Genomic DNA, 14,929 nt, shown 5'->3' on the forward strand with positions numbered 1-14,929 from the left:
AAGATCTTAATGCCTACAAGCATGATATTTTTTTACACTTTTCCTTCCCTTTTTCTCCGACAAGCACACAAAGGACATTCACTCCTTGTTTCAGACGACCTTTTTAAAAAAAAGTGTAAGAAGAAACTATTTTTAGACCCATCCCAGAACTGATCACTATAACACACATACATAACTTGAAGCCTTATTCCTTTGGCCCCTCTTCATAACCTCTACTGGAAAGAGAACGATCTTCACCATCCAATTGTTCTATTTTCTCGTCAATGGTTCCTTCCGTCACCGTATCGTTGACTTGTTCATGCGTTTTGGCCAAACCAGAAGCCACTTCTGATGAATCTTGATTATCTTCGGGATGAAAATATCTTCCTGCTGAATTTTCACTATTTTGTCGTTTTTGGGCTGCCATTTGTCTTCCCCTTTCCAAATCGTTTATCCCTATTTTTCACTTATAAGAACTCTTTATTCGCTTTTCTCATTTTGGCCTTTATCGCCATTGAAAAAATTGGACTATAGCCATCGCTACGTTTACTCTCCTGTTCATGTATCTTCCCGCAACAATGTTCCTCAACCGTTCATTATAAAAAGATACGTTTTGACCTTTTGAAAAGCGATAGACAATAAAAATCGTTCTACTCCATTTAAAAATTGTGGGAAAACCCTTTCATTCATGTTCTCTAAAAATGAAAAAGTCAAATCCGCAAAAACTTCAAACAAAGATACATCTACAGTAAATTTCCTTTGCAGTTTCTCATGTATATTCACCACTTCATTTGCCCATACTTTTTATCGGATGGTAACTTTTAAATAAACAGGTGATATGCAGATGGAAAATAAGACCTTTACCATTTTTGTAAATGGCGTTGAAATCGAAGCAAGAGAAGATCAGTCGGTTTTTGAAGCGGCGCGGGATCATAACCAATATATCCCCGGAATTTGCTCGTATCAGCCGGATCTCGGCGTTGGTGTGCTGCAAACTTGTGACACTTGTTATGTTGAAATAGACGGGGAACTGCAGCGGGCTTGTGCAACGAAAGCCAAGCCTGGCATGCGGGTAAACTCTTTATCAGACAAGGCGAAGGCAGCACAATTGGAAGGAATGTCACGGATATTGGCCAACCACGAACTCTATTGCACAGTCTGCGACAACAATAATGGCAACTGTGAAGTCCATAATACCGCCGAATACTTGCAAATCGAACATCAAAAGTATGAATTTACACCAAAGCCTTATCCACCCGATCATTCCCACCCTTTTTATCGCTATGAGCCGGATCAGTGCATTCTTTGCGGTCTATGCGTCGAAGCATGCCAAGACCTACAGGTAAGTGAAGTTCTCAGCATTGCTTGGGACAGAGAACGACCTCGTGTCATTTGGGACAATGATGTTCCAATCGATCAATCATCCTGTGTTTCGTGCGGACACTGCGTAACTGTCTGTCCTTGCAATGCTTTAATGGAAAAGTCCATGTTGGGCGAAGCCGGCTACTTAACAGGTATTCCGAAAAATATTTTAGAACCGATGATTGATTTTACGAAAGAAGTGGAACCAGGTTATCAAGAGATTTTCGCTATTTCCAATATGGAATCAAGCATGAGAGAAGCTCGGATCAAAAGAACCAAAACGGTATGCACTTATTGCGGCGTCGGCTGCAGCTTTGAAATATGGACAAAAGGCCGAAAAATATTAAAGGTTCAGCCTGAGCCAGAAGCGCCGGTGAACGGGATTTCCACCTGTGTCAAAGGAAAATTCGGCTGGGACTTTGTGAACAGCGAAGAACGACTGACTAAACCGCTTATCCGAAAAGGCGATCATTTTGTCGAAGCAACGTGGGATGAAGCACTGAATTTAATCGCAGAAAAATTCCAATCTATAAAAGAAAAATACGGTCCCGACTCTCTTGGATTTATTTCGTCCTCTAAATGCAGCAACGAGGAAAATTATTTATTTCAAAAACTGGCGCGAGCTGTTTTCGGTACGAATAATGTCGACAACTGCTCTCGTTATTGTCAAACCCCTGCTTCCACCGGTTTGATGAGAACGGTTGGAATCGGCGGCGATTCCGGCACTATTCAAGATATTGCTAGTGCCGATTTAGTCATCGTGATTGGAGCCAACCCTGCGGAATCCCACCCTGTTTTAGCAACGAGAATCAAACGAGCCCACAAACTGCATGGACAAAAATTAATAGTAGCAGACCTGAGAGTAAATGAACTGGCCGAACGAGCTGATCTCTTTATTCATCCGAAGCCCGGAACCGATCTCGTCTGGTTGTCTGCCGTAACAAAATACATTCTGGATCAAGGCTGGGAAGATAAAACATTTTTACAAAACCGAGTGAATAATGTCGAGGAATATATTCGCTCGCTGGAAAAATTCACATTGGATTATGCAGAAGAAAAAACCGGTTTATCCAAAGACACTCTTGTCAAGATAGCCACTATGATCCACGAAGCAAAAGGCACCTGCATTCTTTGGGCGATGGGAGTTACGCAACATTTGGGCGGAACCGATACAAGCACCGCGATCGCCAATTTGCTTCTAGTGACAGGAAATTTTGGAAAACATGGAGCAGGTGCCTACCCACTTCGCGGACACAACAATGTTCAAGGAGCAAGCGACTTTGGAACAATGCCTGCATGGTTTCCGGGATACGAGCCTGTTGAAAACGACGAAGTACGCGCACGATATGAAAAAGCATGGGGCGTGAAACTGCCGGAAAAACCAGGACTGAACAACCATCAAATAGTAGAAGCCATTCATGATGGAAAAGTGAAAGGAATGTATTTGTTCGGTGAAGAAATGGCTTTAGTGGATTCCAATATTAATCACGTAAACGCTGGATTTGAAAAATTGGAGTTTTTCGTCGTTCAAGACATTTTCTTTTCCAAAACGGCCCAATATGCGGATGTGGTGCTTCCGGCTGCGCCTAGTCTGGAAAAAGAAGGAACGTTCACGAATACAGAACGAAGAATCCAGCGCTTTTACCGAGTGATGGAACCACTTGGCGATTGCAAACCGGATTGGGAAATTTTCCGCGATCTCGCTAATCGTCTAGGTGCCGATTGGCGCTATACCCACCCGTCTGAAATTATGGATGAAGCGGCTAAGTTGGCTCCTGTTTTTGCCGGTGTCCGTTACGATCGACTGGAAGGATGGGAAAGTCTCTTATGGCCTGTTGATCGAGATGGAACAGATTCGCCGCTCTTATTTAAAGACCGATTTGGATTTTCCGACGGAAAAGCAAGATTGTTTCCGGTTGATTGGACACCACCTTTTGAGGCAGGCGATGGCTATGATCTCCATTTGAACAATGGCCGTTTGTTAGAACATTTCCATGAAGGAAATATGACTTATCGCTCAAAAGGCATTACTCATAAAGTGCCGGACACGTGGCTGGAAATTTCTCCGGAGCTAGCGAAAGAACGAAATATCGAAACCGGAGCGCTTGTCCGTCTGACGTCACCATATGGAGAAACAAAAGTCCGAGTTTTGGTCACCGATCGGGTCAAAGGACACGAATTGTATTTTCCGATGAACGGGAACAAAGAATATAATGCCGTTAATAAACTAACAAGCAGTTATCATGATCGGGTGACTCATACCCCTAACTACAAAGAAATGCAAGTGAAAATGGAAGTTCTTGAACCGAAAGGAGAAAGCCCGTTGCCAAAAGTAAATTACAGGTTTGGAAATCCACAGCCGCATATAGGAGCAGAAGTAGAACGAAAATGGAAACGTTCTGACTTTACGCCGATACCGGAGGAAATCAATAGGGAGGGAATCATCGATGGCCAAGCCCATTAGTGCAATTGAAAAACAACATCCCGATCCCCACGAAGAAACATCAGAAGCTTTAGCAGAAATGGGGGAAAAATTAGCGAACAGTCGAGAAGCTGTTTTAAAAACACTGGATATACTTCAAGAGATGCAAAAATCGGGTGTATTGGACATTCTATACGGCCTCTTAAAGTCACGTGAAAAAGTGGGCGCGGTGATGATCGAACAAATCAATCAGCCCAAATATCATCATGTGATTAAAAACGGCTTTCAATTATTGGCCACACTCGAATCAGAACAATTGGAAACTATTTTTAACGCTATGAAAAAAGGGATTGAACAATTGGATCAACCTTCAAAAAAGCAACAATCGCTAAGCCTCTGGGGCATGATGAAAGCAGTGCGAGACCCATATATCAACTCGGCCCTTTCCATGATGCTCCATTTCTTGCATGGCGTTGGTAAGGGATTGGAAAGTCAGAAGCAATTGAAAGAAAGCTGAAAAACTTTGGCCATGGATGGTGAGAAGATTGATTACACGCATGATTTCCATTCCAAATATGACAGAATCAGATAAGGATACGGTAAGCAGAGTGCTTCACGATGTGTGGGGAGTACGAAATATTCAAATGAATGCCGAGAAAAAAACCGTTGCAATCTCATTCGATGAAAATGCAGCCACTTTGGAAGATTTTCGACAAGCCATGATCGATAACGGATTTGAATGTCAGGTGATGGAACATCAGCCGCCTGACATTCCCGACCATATTCAATGAGATCACTGTAAAAATGTTCATCAGTAAGGAGGATGCCTTGATGCCTAGAATTTGCGAAATATGCGGAAGAAAAGAAGAAGTGGAAGATGAACAATGGGAATATGATATTTTAGATGTATGCAAAGACTGTGCAAATGATCGAAAAATGACATTGGATCCTGAAGAACTATAAAGAAAAAGGGATGGCCAACCTCCGTAATGGATAAAATCCAATGGAGGTAGATCATCCCTTCTTTTTTCTTTCAGCCTGTTATGTTCTATAACGGTAGGAAACCTTCTTCTTGACTGGAAGCCTCTTTCCTCTAAAAAACGCTTGACGGGATCCGTATGAAAGAAAAATCTTTATTGAATTCCCTTCGACATGATCCATGCGGCTTATTGGTTTATTGTTCCAATAAGCCGTATTTTTTTTGAAAACGTTGTAGAACTTTGATCCAGCTTTTTGCAAATAAAGCTAGAAAGAAGACATTGGAAAGCCCGTGAGCCAAATCAAATGGAAAACTGGCGCTGTAATACGCTACTATTTGCGGCCAAGTGATGTGGTTCATAACAGAGACGACATACATGAGATTCATACCCCATCCAAATAGAATGCCCACCACGAACCCATAAGCACAGCGGCCAACCGTATTTTCCATCAGCCTTGTTCGTCGCATCAAACCTGCCGTTAACCCGATCATACCCCAAGCATACATTTGCCAAGGCGTCCAGGGGCCTTGTCCTAAAAACATATTGGAAACGAGTGCTGCGAGTGCGCCGACCACAAACCCGCTTTCTGGTCCAAACGCGAGCCCGGTGACAATCACGACGAACGTGGTAGGCTGAACGCTTGGAAGAGGAGCAAACGGAACCCGACTTACTGCGGCAATCGCTCCTAAAACCGCCAACAACACCAGCTCTCGTCCGGCTGCTTTCCGCCTCTCAAAGCGAATGACAAAAGGAAGAAACGTGCCGATCATAAAAATCACGCTGATCCATAAAAAATGGCGCTGTACCGATAAAGGCAAAAAGGCTAGAATCACAAATAAAATAACCGCTAACAGGATGAGAATCATTCTAGAAAGCGCCATTTTTCTCGAGCCTCCTCTACCGTTAACACTTCCGGGACCCGTCCGCCCCTAGAAATCCGATTGGCAATAGTCGTGTAAAACGTATTTCCTTGAAAAAACGTTTTAGTAGGAGCGGTAATCGTTACTTCTCCTTTGAACAGCATGGCGCAGCGAGTCGAGTATTGAGCAGCAAACTCAATATCATGAGTAACCATTACAATCGTAACCCCATTAGCCCTTAAATTTTTTAACAGTTTCCCAAGCTGAAGTTTTGCTTCCGGATCCAATCCTTTTGTCGGTTCATCTATAAGCAGAAGTCGCGGATTCATCAGCATCACACCGGCAAGAGCCGCCTTTTGCATTTCTCCTCCGCTTAAATCATAAGGATGACGGTCTTTAATAGGCGTCAATTGAAACATCTCCATTAATTGTTCCATCTTTTCTCTTCCATGTTGGATTTGGTGCTTATCGATGATGGCCTCTAACTCCGTTTCCACTGTATCCTGCAGGAAGAAAAGTTTCGGATTTTGCGGTAAAAAAGCAATTTCTGATGGAATTGGCTTTTTCAGTTTCTTTCCATTAAAGATAACGGCACCACGCTGCGGCTTTTGGAGACCAGCCATGACTTTCAGCAACGTAGATTTTCCCGATCCATTCGCTCCAACTACCGACAGCCACTCCCCTTCATACACGGAAAGCGACAATTGATCCAGTATTGGTCTAGTCTCCTTTTCATATTGAAAATCAATTCCTTTTAAAGCCAACAAAGGTTTTTTATTTGTAAGATCCTCTTGAAACGGCTGGGTGGGAACGGAGGTCCCTTTCAGGGTTGAAATCCATTTTCTTCCTTCTTTTACTGTCAGCGGAATGCTTTCTGAGGCAGGCTTTTGACTATGTTCTAAATATAGGCGGGCCGGGCTGGGAAGATAGGGATAGATCTGAGAAGAAGGATGTTTTGCCAATTGAGAAACGACTTCACGCGATGGGGCATCATAAATCTTTTTGCCCTTTTCCAAAACCATTACGCGGTCTGCAAGTGAAAACAATTCCTCCAAGCGATGTTCCGCGATGATGACGGTAAGTCCAAATTCTTCATTCATTCTCCGGAGCATGGTCATAAATTCACTTGCAGCCACCGGATCAAGCTGAGCAGTAGGTTCGTCTAAAAGAAGAATACGCGGATGCAACAACAAAACAGCAGCAAGATTGACCAATTGTTTCTGGCCGCCTGACAATTCAAATGTCTTTCGCTCCAACCATCCTTCCAAGCCAAAAAAATGAACCATTTCGGCTATTCGCTTTCGCATGTCCTCCGTTGAATATCCCAAATTTTCAAGACCAAAAACCAACTCCTCCATCACCCGGTCCATAACGATTTGATTTTCCGGATCTTGAAAAACCATGCCAATCTCTTGTGCCATTTGTTTGGCCGACACTTCCATAAAAGATCTTCCGTCCAAAAACAACTCCCCTTCTATCTTTCCATGCGGACGGACTTCTCGCTTTAACAAACGCAGAAGAGTGGACTTTCCGCTGCCGGAAGGGCCGCAAAGGAGAATTAATTCTCCCGGCTCTACTGTAAAAGTGATATCAGATAGAGCAGGTTCTGGTGCATCCGGGTACGTAAAAGTTAAATTTTTCGCTTCCAATAACGCCATAGCAGTGCCTCCCTTACTTGAATTCCTATTGGAAACCCTACGAACATAACGAACATGAGCAGGAAAAACCACTCTCTGCCTTGCAATAATAGTGGTTCCAAAATCGGATAGACTGCCAGCACGCCGTCCCCAAGCCACCATCCAAAAGCCACTGCCGTTCCGAAAACAAGCAAATAAACCATCGCAAACCAATCTTTTCCCTTCATCCGAAAAGGAATATAACGGCTCCGTTTCTGAATCCCATAACCCCTTGCCGCCATGGAATCGGCGGTTTGAATCGCCTCTTCAAGCGACCAAGTTAACAATATTTGCACGAATTCCAGACCATTTCTTACTCTTTGTATGAAGGTGCCTTCTGTGACAGATCGTCCCTTTCCTCTTTGGACCATTTCAATTTCATAAAGCCTTCTTCGTAAGAGCGGAACAAACCGCATGGCCAGCATAGCCAACAGGGCCCATTGCGGGAGCCATTTCGCAAATAAAAATAAAAATTTTTCCGACGTAATCACTTGGTTGTAAGCGGCAAAAGCCGCCATTAAATTAAATAAAGTAAGCGCAAGCATCAATCCTTGCAAAAACGATTCCAACGTGACGGGATTTGCGCCGAAATAAAAGAAAATATGACTGCCGCGGTGATTCGTCAATGGATTGAGTACCAAAAAAAATACGGGAATGGTGATCATCATCCCCTGCCATTTACGCACCGTCTTACCGGAGTCCAACAAAATATTCAATATAAGAAAGAGCACAGCACCCGCCGCTAGAAAGACTGGGTGCTGGTAAAGCATGGAAGACACCATCGCCCCGGCAAAATAAAGAAAGCAAACGAATGGATGGTAAGAATGAATTCCTTTTTTCATGGTTGAGTATCCTTTGTATAGTCATTCGTGTAAATCCATTGAATCACATCCCCCGCCTTGACGGCGACAGCACCTGCACTCCGAGAAACGTACTTATTGTTGACTTTAATCGTCCAACCACTTAACGGACCATGATCAAATTCATAAAGATTCGAAATTCCTTCCACATAAGCCGTGGAATGACTGCCGCGTATACTGACCGGGATGCCCTTTTGCTTGGCGATTCGCAATGTCACTTCCAACGCCGTATCCCCATTTTGCAACGGTACTTTAGTGGGGGAAAGGATGGTTCCCGTTTGTGAATCTCCACGAATCGATACCGTTACCGTTTGTTTGTTAACCGGTTTTGAGGTCGATTTTGGGGCCGGTTTTGGAACAGGCGTTGCGGCTGGTTTCGAAGATGGTTTTTTGGCCGGCTCCGGTTTCACAGTCGATTGACTCTTTGGTGCTTGTGGAGTATGGATTGTCGTCGCATTGCTCTTTTCAGCCGTTGATTTTTGTTCGCTGTTCCCTTTGCTATTCTCTTTCTCCACATTGGCATTGGACGATCCGTTTTTTGACTTTGCAGCTGAATCAGTCGATTTCGACTTTGTTTCTTTGGCATTGCTGGTTTTGGACGAATCTGCGGCCGAATGGGACGGCTTCTCCGCATCTGCAGTTTGATCTTTATTTTGATTATGATCTTCTTTGGAAGTTTTTATCTCTTTTTCTTTTCCGTCTGAAGATGTTTTGTCCGAAGATGACTGAACAGCCGCTGCGTTATGATGGTCGTTATTGGAATGGGGCACGACTTCATCCTTTTGACAGCCTGCCGTAAACAAGATCAACAAAAAAGAGAATAGTAGTAAGAACGCATTTTTCCATTTTCTCATTTACCGTCACCCCCTTGAGAATGTTCCGGATAAGCATAGATGATATAACGTTTCGGTGCATTTCCCACATAACGAAATGGGTAGCATGTCGTTAAAACTAACTCCTCAGTCGGCGCGGTGGAATGAATGACAGAACGATCGTCCTTGTCCACAATTTTCATGCGGCGAATGGTATAAGAAAAGGATCCGTACGACAATCGAATGATCAACTGATCGCCTTTTTTCAGCGTTCCTATTTGTCGAAACACCGTATCCCGGTGGCCGGAAAGAACAATTTGATTATGTTGTTTCGGATAGGCAGAAGCTGAATAATGGCCGACCCCTTTTTCTAAATCTTCCGGAGAAGCTCCTTCGACAATCGGCAGCTTCCGTTTTAAGGCTGGTATCTCTAAAGTACCCACGACTTCTCCGCGCACAGGATGAAAAGATCCTTGTTTATGTTCAGAATGCACAACTTTTTCCGCTTTCCGAAGCGCATCTTTTTGATCCGCATCCATTTTCAGCTTCTGCCATCCAGCGCAGGCTATGAAAAGAAAGCCCCCAGCAATGAATAAAAGGGAGATCTTTTTAATCATGGCCTCTCTCCCGGTATTTCCGGTTATAAACATATAACAGAACACCCGCTATGATCAGAATGATCCCTGCCAAAAGAAGATTATAGATATTCGTTGAAGTATTCGGCAATTTGCCGCCCAAAGACGCGTGTGAAGTTTTGGATCCGGACTGATCGTGATCATTTTTTTCATTTGAATTGTTCGTTACGAGACCGCTGTTCTCATTTTTTGATTCTGAATTAGAATTCTTGCTCGTTTGGGTGTTGTCGGTCCCTTCTTTCGCCGGATTTGGATTTTGTGCCATCCGATAAACGGAACCTTTTCCATCAGCAAAAAGTTGATAAGCGACCATCGCCTCGGCACCTTGCTCGGTTGCCATTTCATCTGCATCACCCGTTGCCGTGTGGCGAAATTGTCCTGCACCATTATAAAAACGGATCAAATAGCTCAACAAATTGCCGTCTTTTTTCGTAAATGCAGCACCTTGAGGATCAACTCCTGCTGCTGTCAAACCTATAATGGCTGCGGATGCTGCTTCACTTGTTTCCCCTAGTTGAGGATCTGCAAAACCACCATTTTCCTTCTGTTCAGCAGACAGCCAATCGACACCTCGTTTAATAGCGGCAGCCACTTCCGGTTCATCCTTATAAGGAGCCAGAGCAGCGATTGCGATTCCGGTCATATCGACAGGTGAACCTTGGCCGTTATATAGCGTCCACTTGCCATCCGCTTCCTGTAATTCTAAAATGCGTTTCTTTAATTTTTCTCTCGTCCAATTAGCGTTTGATGGAACTGGATAATTTCCGCTGTCCAAAGCAATTAAGGCATACAAGATTCCGTTTGTGCCTTGGCGAGTCATTGGACAGCTTTCGTTTTTTTCGCAATAGTCACTGTTGTAGATTTTCTCCACTAAATTATATCCTGCTATATCGCGAGGATCTCCTCCTGCAGCCGTTATACCAATAACATCTCTTTCATAATCGGTAATATTCCGGTACTCTCCTTTTGTCTCTATCACTTGTTGCTTTATGTCATTCAAATAAGATGCAGGAACTTTCATTCCGGCTTGACGAATGGCAACAGCCTCCCACGGACTGTCGACTCCGGATTGAAGAATATGGTTCACCGTCGTTTTTAAAATGTCATTTATTTCGTTTTCACTGACCTTATTTGGTTCGTTTACCGGCGATGTATTGGACCCATCTGATCCATTTTGACCATTGCCGCTGCCTTCATTTCCGGTATTTCCGTTATTTCCACTATTTCCGTTGTTTTCATTATTCCCGTTGTTTCCGTTATATTCGTTCGTTCCCCACGTTTCGACTTTAAAAGTTATATTGTCATCCGGTTGCAGTACATAGGACGATGCACCGACGGAAGCCATTTGGCCATTGACATAAAATGCCCAATATTGCCCCCATGTATCATGAGATTCAAGCCGTTCTGTTCCGATGTTTTGAACGTAAAAACCAAAGTCTTTACTATAAGCAACATCAAGAGGAATCTTTTGATCATCCGCAATCGATTTTAACAAATCGTAAGCCGTCGCATGGCCTTCGGTTGTTCTTTTTACATTCGAAACAAAAGGTTTTCCATCTTTCCCGATGATCGTTAAACTGGCATCTACTTTCTGATTTTTCGTATAATCAGTCGTGTATTCCCACTGAATGTGATCATGGTTGGTCACTTGATATACAGCGGCACTGACAGGAATGGAGAGCCCGTTGACATACACCATCCAGCCGCTAGCCGGTCCGCGGTCGCCTCCATGTAAACCATTGATACCGTCTACATAAACGTTTTCACCGCTTCCCTTCGTTTCGACCGAAAGATGGTTTTCAAGGGCTGCTTTTTGCAAAACGTCCAAAATCGTACTTCCAGAAGGGACATCGACCGCCGTTGTTTGCAAGATCGGACCATTGTCCCCGATGATGGTCACTCCTACTTCTGATTGCTGCTGTTCAGCCGTTATACTGCTATTTGACGGTTCCGACGCGAAAGCAGTAAAACCAAATGCCAATTGGCCTATTATGAAAATAGACATTAAAGCCGTGACAGCTATCTTTTTAATAGAAAACACAAATCCCCCTCCTCAACGATATGTAATAATAAAAAATAACCAAAAGAAAAAGGCACACCTAACGAGATAGGGTGCCAAAAAAAACAAAAATAGCCAGCAACAAACTGACGCACCCTATCCTCGTAGGTATAACGTCGCAAGAAAAAATAGGCAGGTCTCCTGGCTCATGATCATCGCTTTCTAAAGCCTTCCCATCTGCAAAACAGCAAACAGTGGCAAACCATTTAGAAAGCTCCCATTCACAGTGGCGGGACCGCGCCGGATTTTCACCGGACTTCCCTTTTCATGGCAAGAGCCCAACAGCACGGCTTTTGCCAACCTATTTTCCTATTAACTAATTGTACTGTAGATGAGCATTTTTATTAACAATGATTACCATACGAAAAAGAGACAAACGGGGTACCCCTTATGCCACGTGGAGCTGTTTTTTCACGGCATCAATGGGAATATTTTGTTTTGCTGCACGATAAATGAACTCCACGAGGCTATGTCCTTTTCTCTTGCGCAGGAGATCGAGCCCATCCGAAACATCACTGTTCGACTCGAACATGCTGTACACATACGCAAGTTGCACCAAGATCCAATACCGTTTCACCGCCCGACGCCCGCGAACGCGGTATCCATCGAGTTTCAGCTGGTCTTTCGCTTGACGGAAAAAACATTCGATCGACCAACGCTCGGCATAGTAGCACAAGATGTCTTCATCGCTTAGCTCGCGATCGGTGCTCAAGACGCAATGAAGATGTTTCGGTGTCATCGGCTGATCGGCTTTCCATGCGAGCAGCACCACGGCATCCTTGAGACCGTTCAGAGCACCTTCGTAGCGATACACCCGATAACGCTCTTTTCCCACCGTGACGAGGCGGGTATCCCGTGGCTCCATAGATTTGGCAAATTCCTTTGCTTGAATGGCCGTCCCTTTTGGATAGAGAATCCGATTCGTCTTGAGCATCGCGATGACGTGGAACCCTTTTTTCAAGCAGGCTCCCACGAGGGTTTTCGATGGATACCAAGAGTCCATGAGCACATAAACGGGTCGACTCACATCCAACGAAGAAAGCATCTCGATCGCGAGTTCCCCTTTGCTTTTCCCCGCCGTCTTGTCGTAGAGGCGAAAGGCAAAAGGAAACGCTTGGGTCATCGTATGAACCATGAGCCAAACGAGAGAATGTCCCCAGATCGACTTTTTCTCTGCGTGAGAATAGTGCCAATCACACCCTTGAATGGCGTGTGTTGCCCGTGACGAGGGCTTCGTTTTTTGGCAAATCGTATCATCGATCGAAACAAAAATGGGTTGATTCTCTCGTTTCGAGCTGCGTTCGACACGATGAAGCACCCACTGCTGGAGTTTGCGAAGCAACGTCTCTTCTTCCCATGGGCTTTTCGTGAAAAAATGGCTGAGTGTCGTGCGATGGTTCGGATGAAAACTCCCGTGATGTAGATCGGTCAGTGTTCCCGAAAAGCCCTTTGTAATCATCGCATCCACGATATGAACGAGATGCTTCATGACAGGTTTTGAGAAATAAAGTGCCAACCCCAACATCGTCAAAAACTTGTGGATTCCTAGGTGATGTGCTAATCTATTCATGAGACATGAACCCCCTTGTGAGTAGTTGTGGCACATCTATTCTAACCAAGGAATCGGGTTCATGTCTTCTTTTTTGTTTGGTTGTAAATTTATGTTAGCGAATTTGCTCATCTACAGTAATTGTATTTGAATTTATCATAGCCAATCAAAGTGTAAACTGTCAAACGGACAAAAAATGACAAAATGGTTTGCCAAACAATCATTTTTTCTAACATCCATTAAAAAACTTTTTGGTGGCAAGTAAAAGAATCAATCGCTTCGAAATCTGGCTCATAGCCAATCCCGGGTTTTTCAGGGACATGAATCCATCCATTCTCGACGGTCACTTCCGGTTGAATGATATCACGTTCCCAATAATGAGATGAGGCAGCCGTATCCCCTGGCAAAGTAAATTGATCCAGAGTAGTGATGGCAACGTTATGGGCCCGGCCGATTCCTGCTTCAAGCATTCCTCCACACCAAAGCGGAATGTGATGTTCTTTGCAAAAATCGTGAATTTTGATAGACTCTCCTAATCCGCCAACGCGGCCGATTTTCAGATTAATAATTTGACAACTTCCAAGTTCAACAGCTTTTCTTACATCTTCAAGACTATGAATGCTTTCGTCCAAACATATCGGCGTTTTCAGTTCCTTTTGAACCAACGCATGATCGACGATATCATCGTGGGCCAACGGCTGCTCAATCATCATTAAATGAAAGTCATCCAATTGTTTCAATAACGGAACATCTTCCAAACGATAAGCAGAGTTGGCATCGGCCATCAAAGGGAGCTGCGGAAAATAATGACGGATTTGTCTGATCACTTCTACATCCCAACCGGGTTTGATTTTCACTTTCACTCTTTTATATCCTTGTTCCACATAGTTTTTGATCATTTCCAGCAAATCATCGATGGATTTTTGAATGCCAAGGCTGATACCAACCTCTATTTGTCGCTTTTCCCCCCCAATCACTTGGTAAAGCGGTTTGTTTAAACGCTTAGCATATAAATCCCAAATGGCCGTTTCAATAGCGGATTTTGCCATATAATTCCCACGAATCGGCTGAAATATCGAATTTACTTCATGTGGATGAGAAATCTCCCGCCCTTTTATCATGGGGATTAAAAAATCTTCCAAAATATGCCAGTTGGTTTGAAACGTTTCTTCAGTATAGGTGGGTGCGCTAAAGGCAACGGATTCCCCCCAACCTATATTCCCGCTCTCATCTTGCACCTCAACTAAAATGAAATCTTTCATTTGGATGGTGCCAAAACTGGTGACAAAAGGAAGTTTCATTTTCATTTTCATATGGCGCATGCTTATTTTTTCAATAATCATACAAGTCATCCCCTTCTATATCGTTGCACATTCGGAACCAGCAGGTAAATTGAACTGATTCTTTTGCCATTCTAACAAATTTCATTACAACCATTCCCGACTGAACATAATTAAATTAACAAGTCTTGTTTAATGACAATTTCTGCGCCAATGATTTTTCAGCTCATGACCGCTTAGGATCGCTCGATATAGCAAATTGTAATGGTTAGGTGAATAAGCAGAGATCCAACCATCATCGTAAAATCCTATCAATTATTTCCCATGAAACAACAGAAACGGTCCTATTTCTTTGCCATATTAAAGATACTGAAAAACACGTCCATTCAAAAAGTTCGACAGGTATACCGATATTCCGTTGATGAATAAGCTTTCATCACTATTTTGGGCCCATT

General features: G+C 43.6%; 13 protein-coding genes and 1 riboswitch. Of the genes, 4 read left to right on the forward strand and 9 right to left on the reverse strand.

Annotated elements, in window-relative coordinates:
- Positions 1-184 precede the first annotated feature (184 nt).
- The gene (locus tag N1I87_RS12110; RefSeq protein WP_270584072.1) at positions 185-406 is read right to left on the reverse strand and encodes a YozQ family protein; all 222 of its coding nucleotides are present in this window, start codon (positions 404-406) and stop codon (positions 185-187) included.
- 417 nt (positions 407-823) lie between these two features.
- Here N1I87_RS12110 and fdhF point away from each other — a divergent pair, with 417 nt between their 5' ends.
- The 4 genes from fdhF to N1I87_RS12130 are packed head-to-tail and all read left to right on the forward strand — an operon-like array spanning position 824 to position 4,726.
- On the forward strand, positions 824-3,805 hold the full coding sequence (gene fdhF, locus N1I87_RS12115; RefSeq protein ID WP_327804332.1) for a formate dehydrogenase subunit alpha: 2,982 nt from the start codon (positions 824-826) through the stop codon (positions 3,803-3,805).
- Positions 3,789-4,280 (forward strand): DUF1641 domain-containing protein, encoded by a 492-nt coding sequence (locus N1I87_RS12120; RefSeq protein WP_327804334.1) that lies wholly within the window; start codon positions 3,789-3,791, stop codon positions 4,278-4,280. The genes fdhF and N1I87_RS12120 overlap by 17 nt, the downstream gene beginning before the upstream one ends.
- A gap of 28 nt (positions 4,281-4,308) precedes the next feature.
- Complete coding sequence (locus tag N1I87_RS12125; RefSeq protein ID WP_328201857.1) at positions 4,309-4,554, forward strand: heavy-metal-associated domain-containing protein; 246 nt, start codon at positions 4,309-4,311, stop codon at positions 4,552-4,554.
- A 40-nt stretch (positions 4,555-4,594) separates the two neighbouring features.
- On the forward strand, positions 4,595-4,726 hold the full coding sequence (locus N1I87_RS12130) for a hypothetical protein (RefSeq protein ID WP_255287989.1): 132 nt from the start codon (positions 4,595-4,597) through the stop codon (positions 4,724-4,726).
- 211 nt (positions 4,727-4,937) lie between these two features.
- On the opposite strand, the gene N1I87_RS12135 is transcribed toward N1I87_RS12130, so the two are convergent.
- The 8 genes from N1I87_RS12135 to menC all read right to left on the reverse strand — a co-directional run bounded on the left by N1I87_RS12135 (position 4,938) and on the right by menC (position 14,537).
- On the reverse strand, positions 4,938-5,624 hold the full coding sequence (locus N1I87_RS12135) for an ECF transporter S component (RefSeq protein WP_341101963.1): 687 nt from the start codon (positions 5,622-5,624) through the stop codon (positions 4,938-4,940).
- Entirely contained in the window at positions 5,606-7,261 is a 1,656-nt protein-coding gene (locus tag N1I87_RS12140) for an ABC transporter ATP-binding protein (RefSeq protein WP_341101966.1), read from the reverse strand. Before N1I87_RS12140 ends, N1I87_RS12135 begins: the two co-directional genes overlap by 19 nt.
- On the reverse strand, positions 7,234-8,121 hold the full coding sequence (locus N1I87_RS12145) for an energy-coupling factor transporter transmembrane component T (RefSeq protein ID WP_341101968.1): 888 nt from the start codon (positions 8,119-8,121) through the stop codon (positions 7,234-7,236). The genes N1I87_RS12140 and N1I87_RS12145 overlap by 28 nt, the downstream gene beginning before the upstream one ends.
- Complete coding sequence (locus tag N1I87_RS12150) at positions 8,118-8,993, reverse strand: DUF4430 domain-containing protein (protein WP_341101972.1); 876 nt, start codon at positions 8,991-8,993, stop codon at positions 8,118-8,120. The genes N1I87_RS12145 and N1I87_RS12150 overlap by 4 nt, the downstream gene beginning before the upstream one ends.
- Entirely contained in the window at positions 8,990-9,568 is a 579-nt protein-coding gene (locus tag N1I87_RS12155) for a class D sortase (RefSeq protein ID WP_270584080.1), read from the reverse strand. The genes N1I87_RS12150 and N1I87_RS12155 overlap by 4 nt, the downstream gene beginning before the upstream one ends.
- Positions 9,561-11,627, reverse strand: coding sequence for a DUF4430 domain-containing protein (locus tag N1I87_RS12160; RefSeq protein ID WP_341101975.1), 2,067 nt, complete (start codon positions 11,625-11,627; stop codon positions 9,561-9,563). The genes N1I87_RS12155 and N1I87_RS12160 overlap by 8 nt, the downstream gene beginning before the upstream one ends.
- Before the next feature lie 132 nt (positions 11,628-11,759).
- Positions 11,760-11,965, reverse strand: a riboswitch (cobalamin riboswitch).
- Positions 11,966-12,033: 68 nt separating this feature from the next.
- Positions 12,034-13,215 (reverse strand): IS701 family transposase, encoded by a 1,182-nt coding sequence (locus tag N1I87_RS12165; protein WP_003353085.1) that lies wholly within the window; start codon positions 13,213-13,215, stop codon positions 12,034-12,036.
- A gap of 218 nt (positions 13,216-13,433) precedes the next feature.
- On the reverse strand, positions 13,434-14,537 hold the full coding sequence (gene menC / locus N1I87_RS12170; RefSeq protein ID WP_341101978.1) for an o-succinylbenzoate synthase: 1,104 nt from the start codon (positions 14,535-14,537) through the stop codon (positions 13,434-13,436).
- Between the last annotated feature and the right edge of the window lie 392 nt (positions 14,538-14,929).

It is taken from the genome of Bacillus sp. FSL W8-0102 (assembly GCF_038007225.1).
GTDB classification, from domain to species: Bacteria; Bacillota; Bacilli; order Bacillales; family DSM-4216; genus Bacillus_O; species Bacillus_O smithii.

Bases quoted from the DNA above. Each gene is read 5' to 3' on its own strand.
- N1I87_RS12110 (WP_270584072.1), bottom strand. From the start codon at position 406: ATGGCAGCCCAAAAACGACAAAATAGTGAAAATTCAGCAGGAAGATAT.
- fdhF (WP_327804332.1), top strand. From the start codon at position 824: ATGGAAAATAAGACCTTTACCATTTTTGTAAATGGCGTTGAAATCGAA.
- N1I87_RS12120 (WP_327804334.1), top strand. From the start codon at position 3,789: ATGGCCAAGCCCATTAGTGCAATTGAAAAACAACATCCCGATCCCCAC.
- N1I87_RS12130 (WP_255287989.1), top strand. From the start codon at position 4,595: ATGCCTAGAATTTGCGAAATATGCGGAAGAAAAGAAGAAGTGGAAGAT.
- N1I87_RS12135 (WP_341101963.1), bottom strand. From the start codon at position 5,624: ATGGCGCTTTCTAGAATGATTCTCATCCTGTTAGCGGTTATTTTATTT.
- N1I87_RS12140 (WP_341101966.1), bottom strand. From the start codon at position 7,261: ATGGCGTTATTGGAAGCGAAAAATTTAACTTTTACGTACCCGGATGCA.
- N1I87_RS12145 (WP_341101968.1), bottom strand. From the start codon at position 8,121: ATGAAAAAAGGAATTCATTCTTACCATCCATTCGTTTGCTTTCTTTAT.
- N1I87_RS12150 (WP_341101972.1), bottom strand. From the start codon at position 8,993: ATGAGAAAATGGAAAAATGCGTTCTTACTACTATTCTCTTTTTTGTTG.
- N1I87_RS12155 (WP_270584080.1), bottom strand. From the start codon at position 9,568: ATGATTAAAAAGATCTCCCTTTTATTCATTGCTGGGGGCTTTCTTTTC.
- N1I87_RS12165 (WP_003353085.1), bottom strand. From the start codon at position 13,215: ATGAATAGATTAGCACATCACCTAGGAATCCACAAGTTTTTGACGATG.
- menC (WP_341101978.1), bottom strand. From the start codon at position 14,537: ATGATTATTGAAAAAATAAGCATGCGCCATATGAAAATGAAAATGAAA.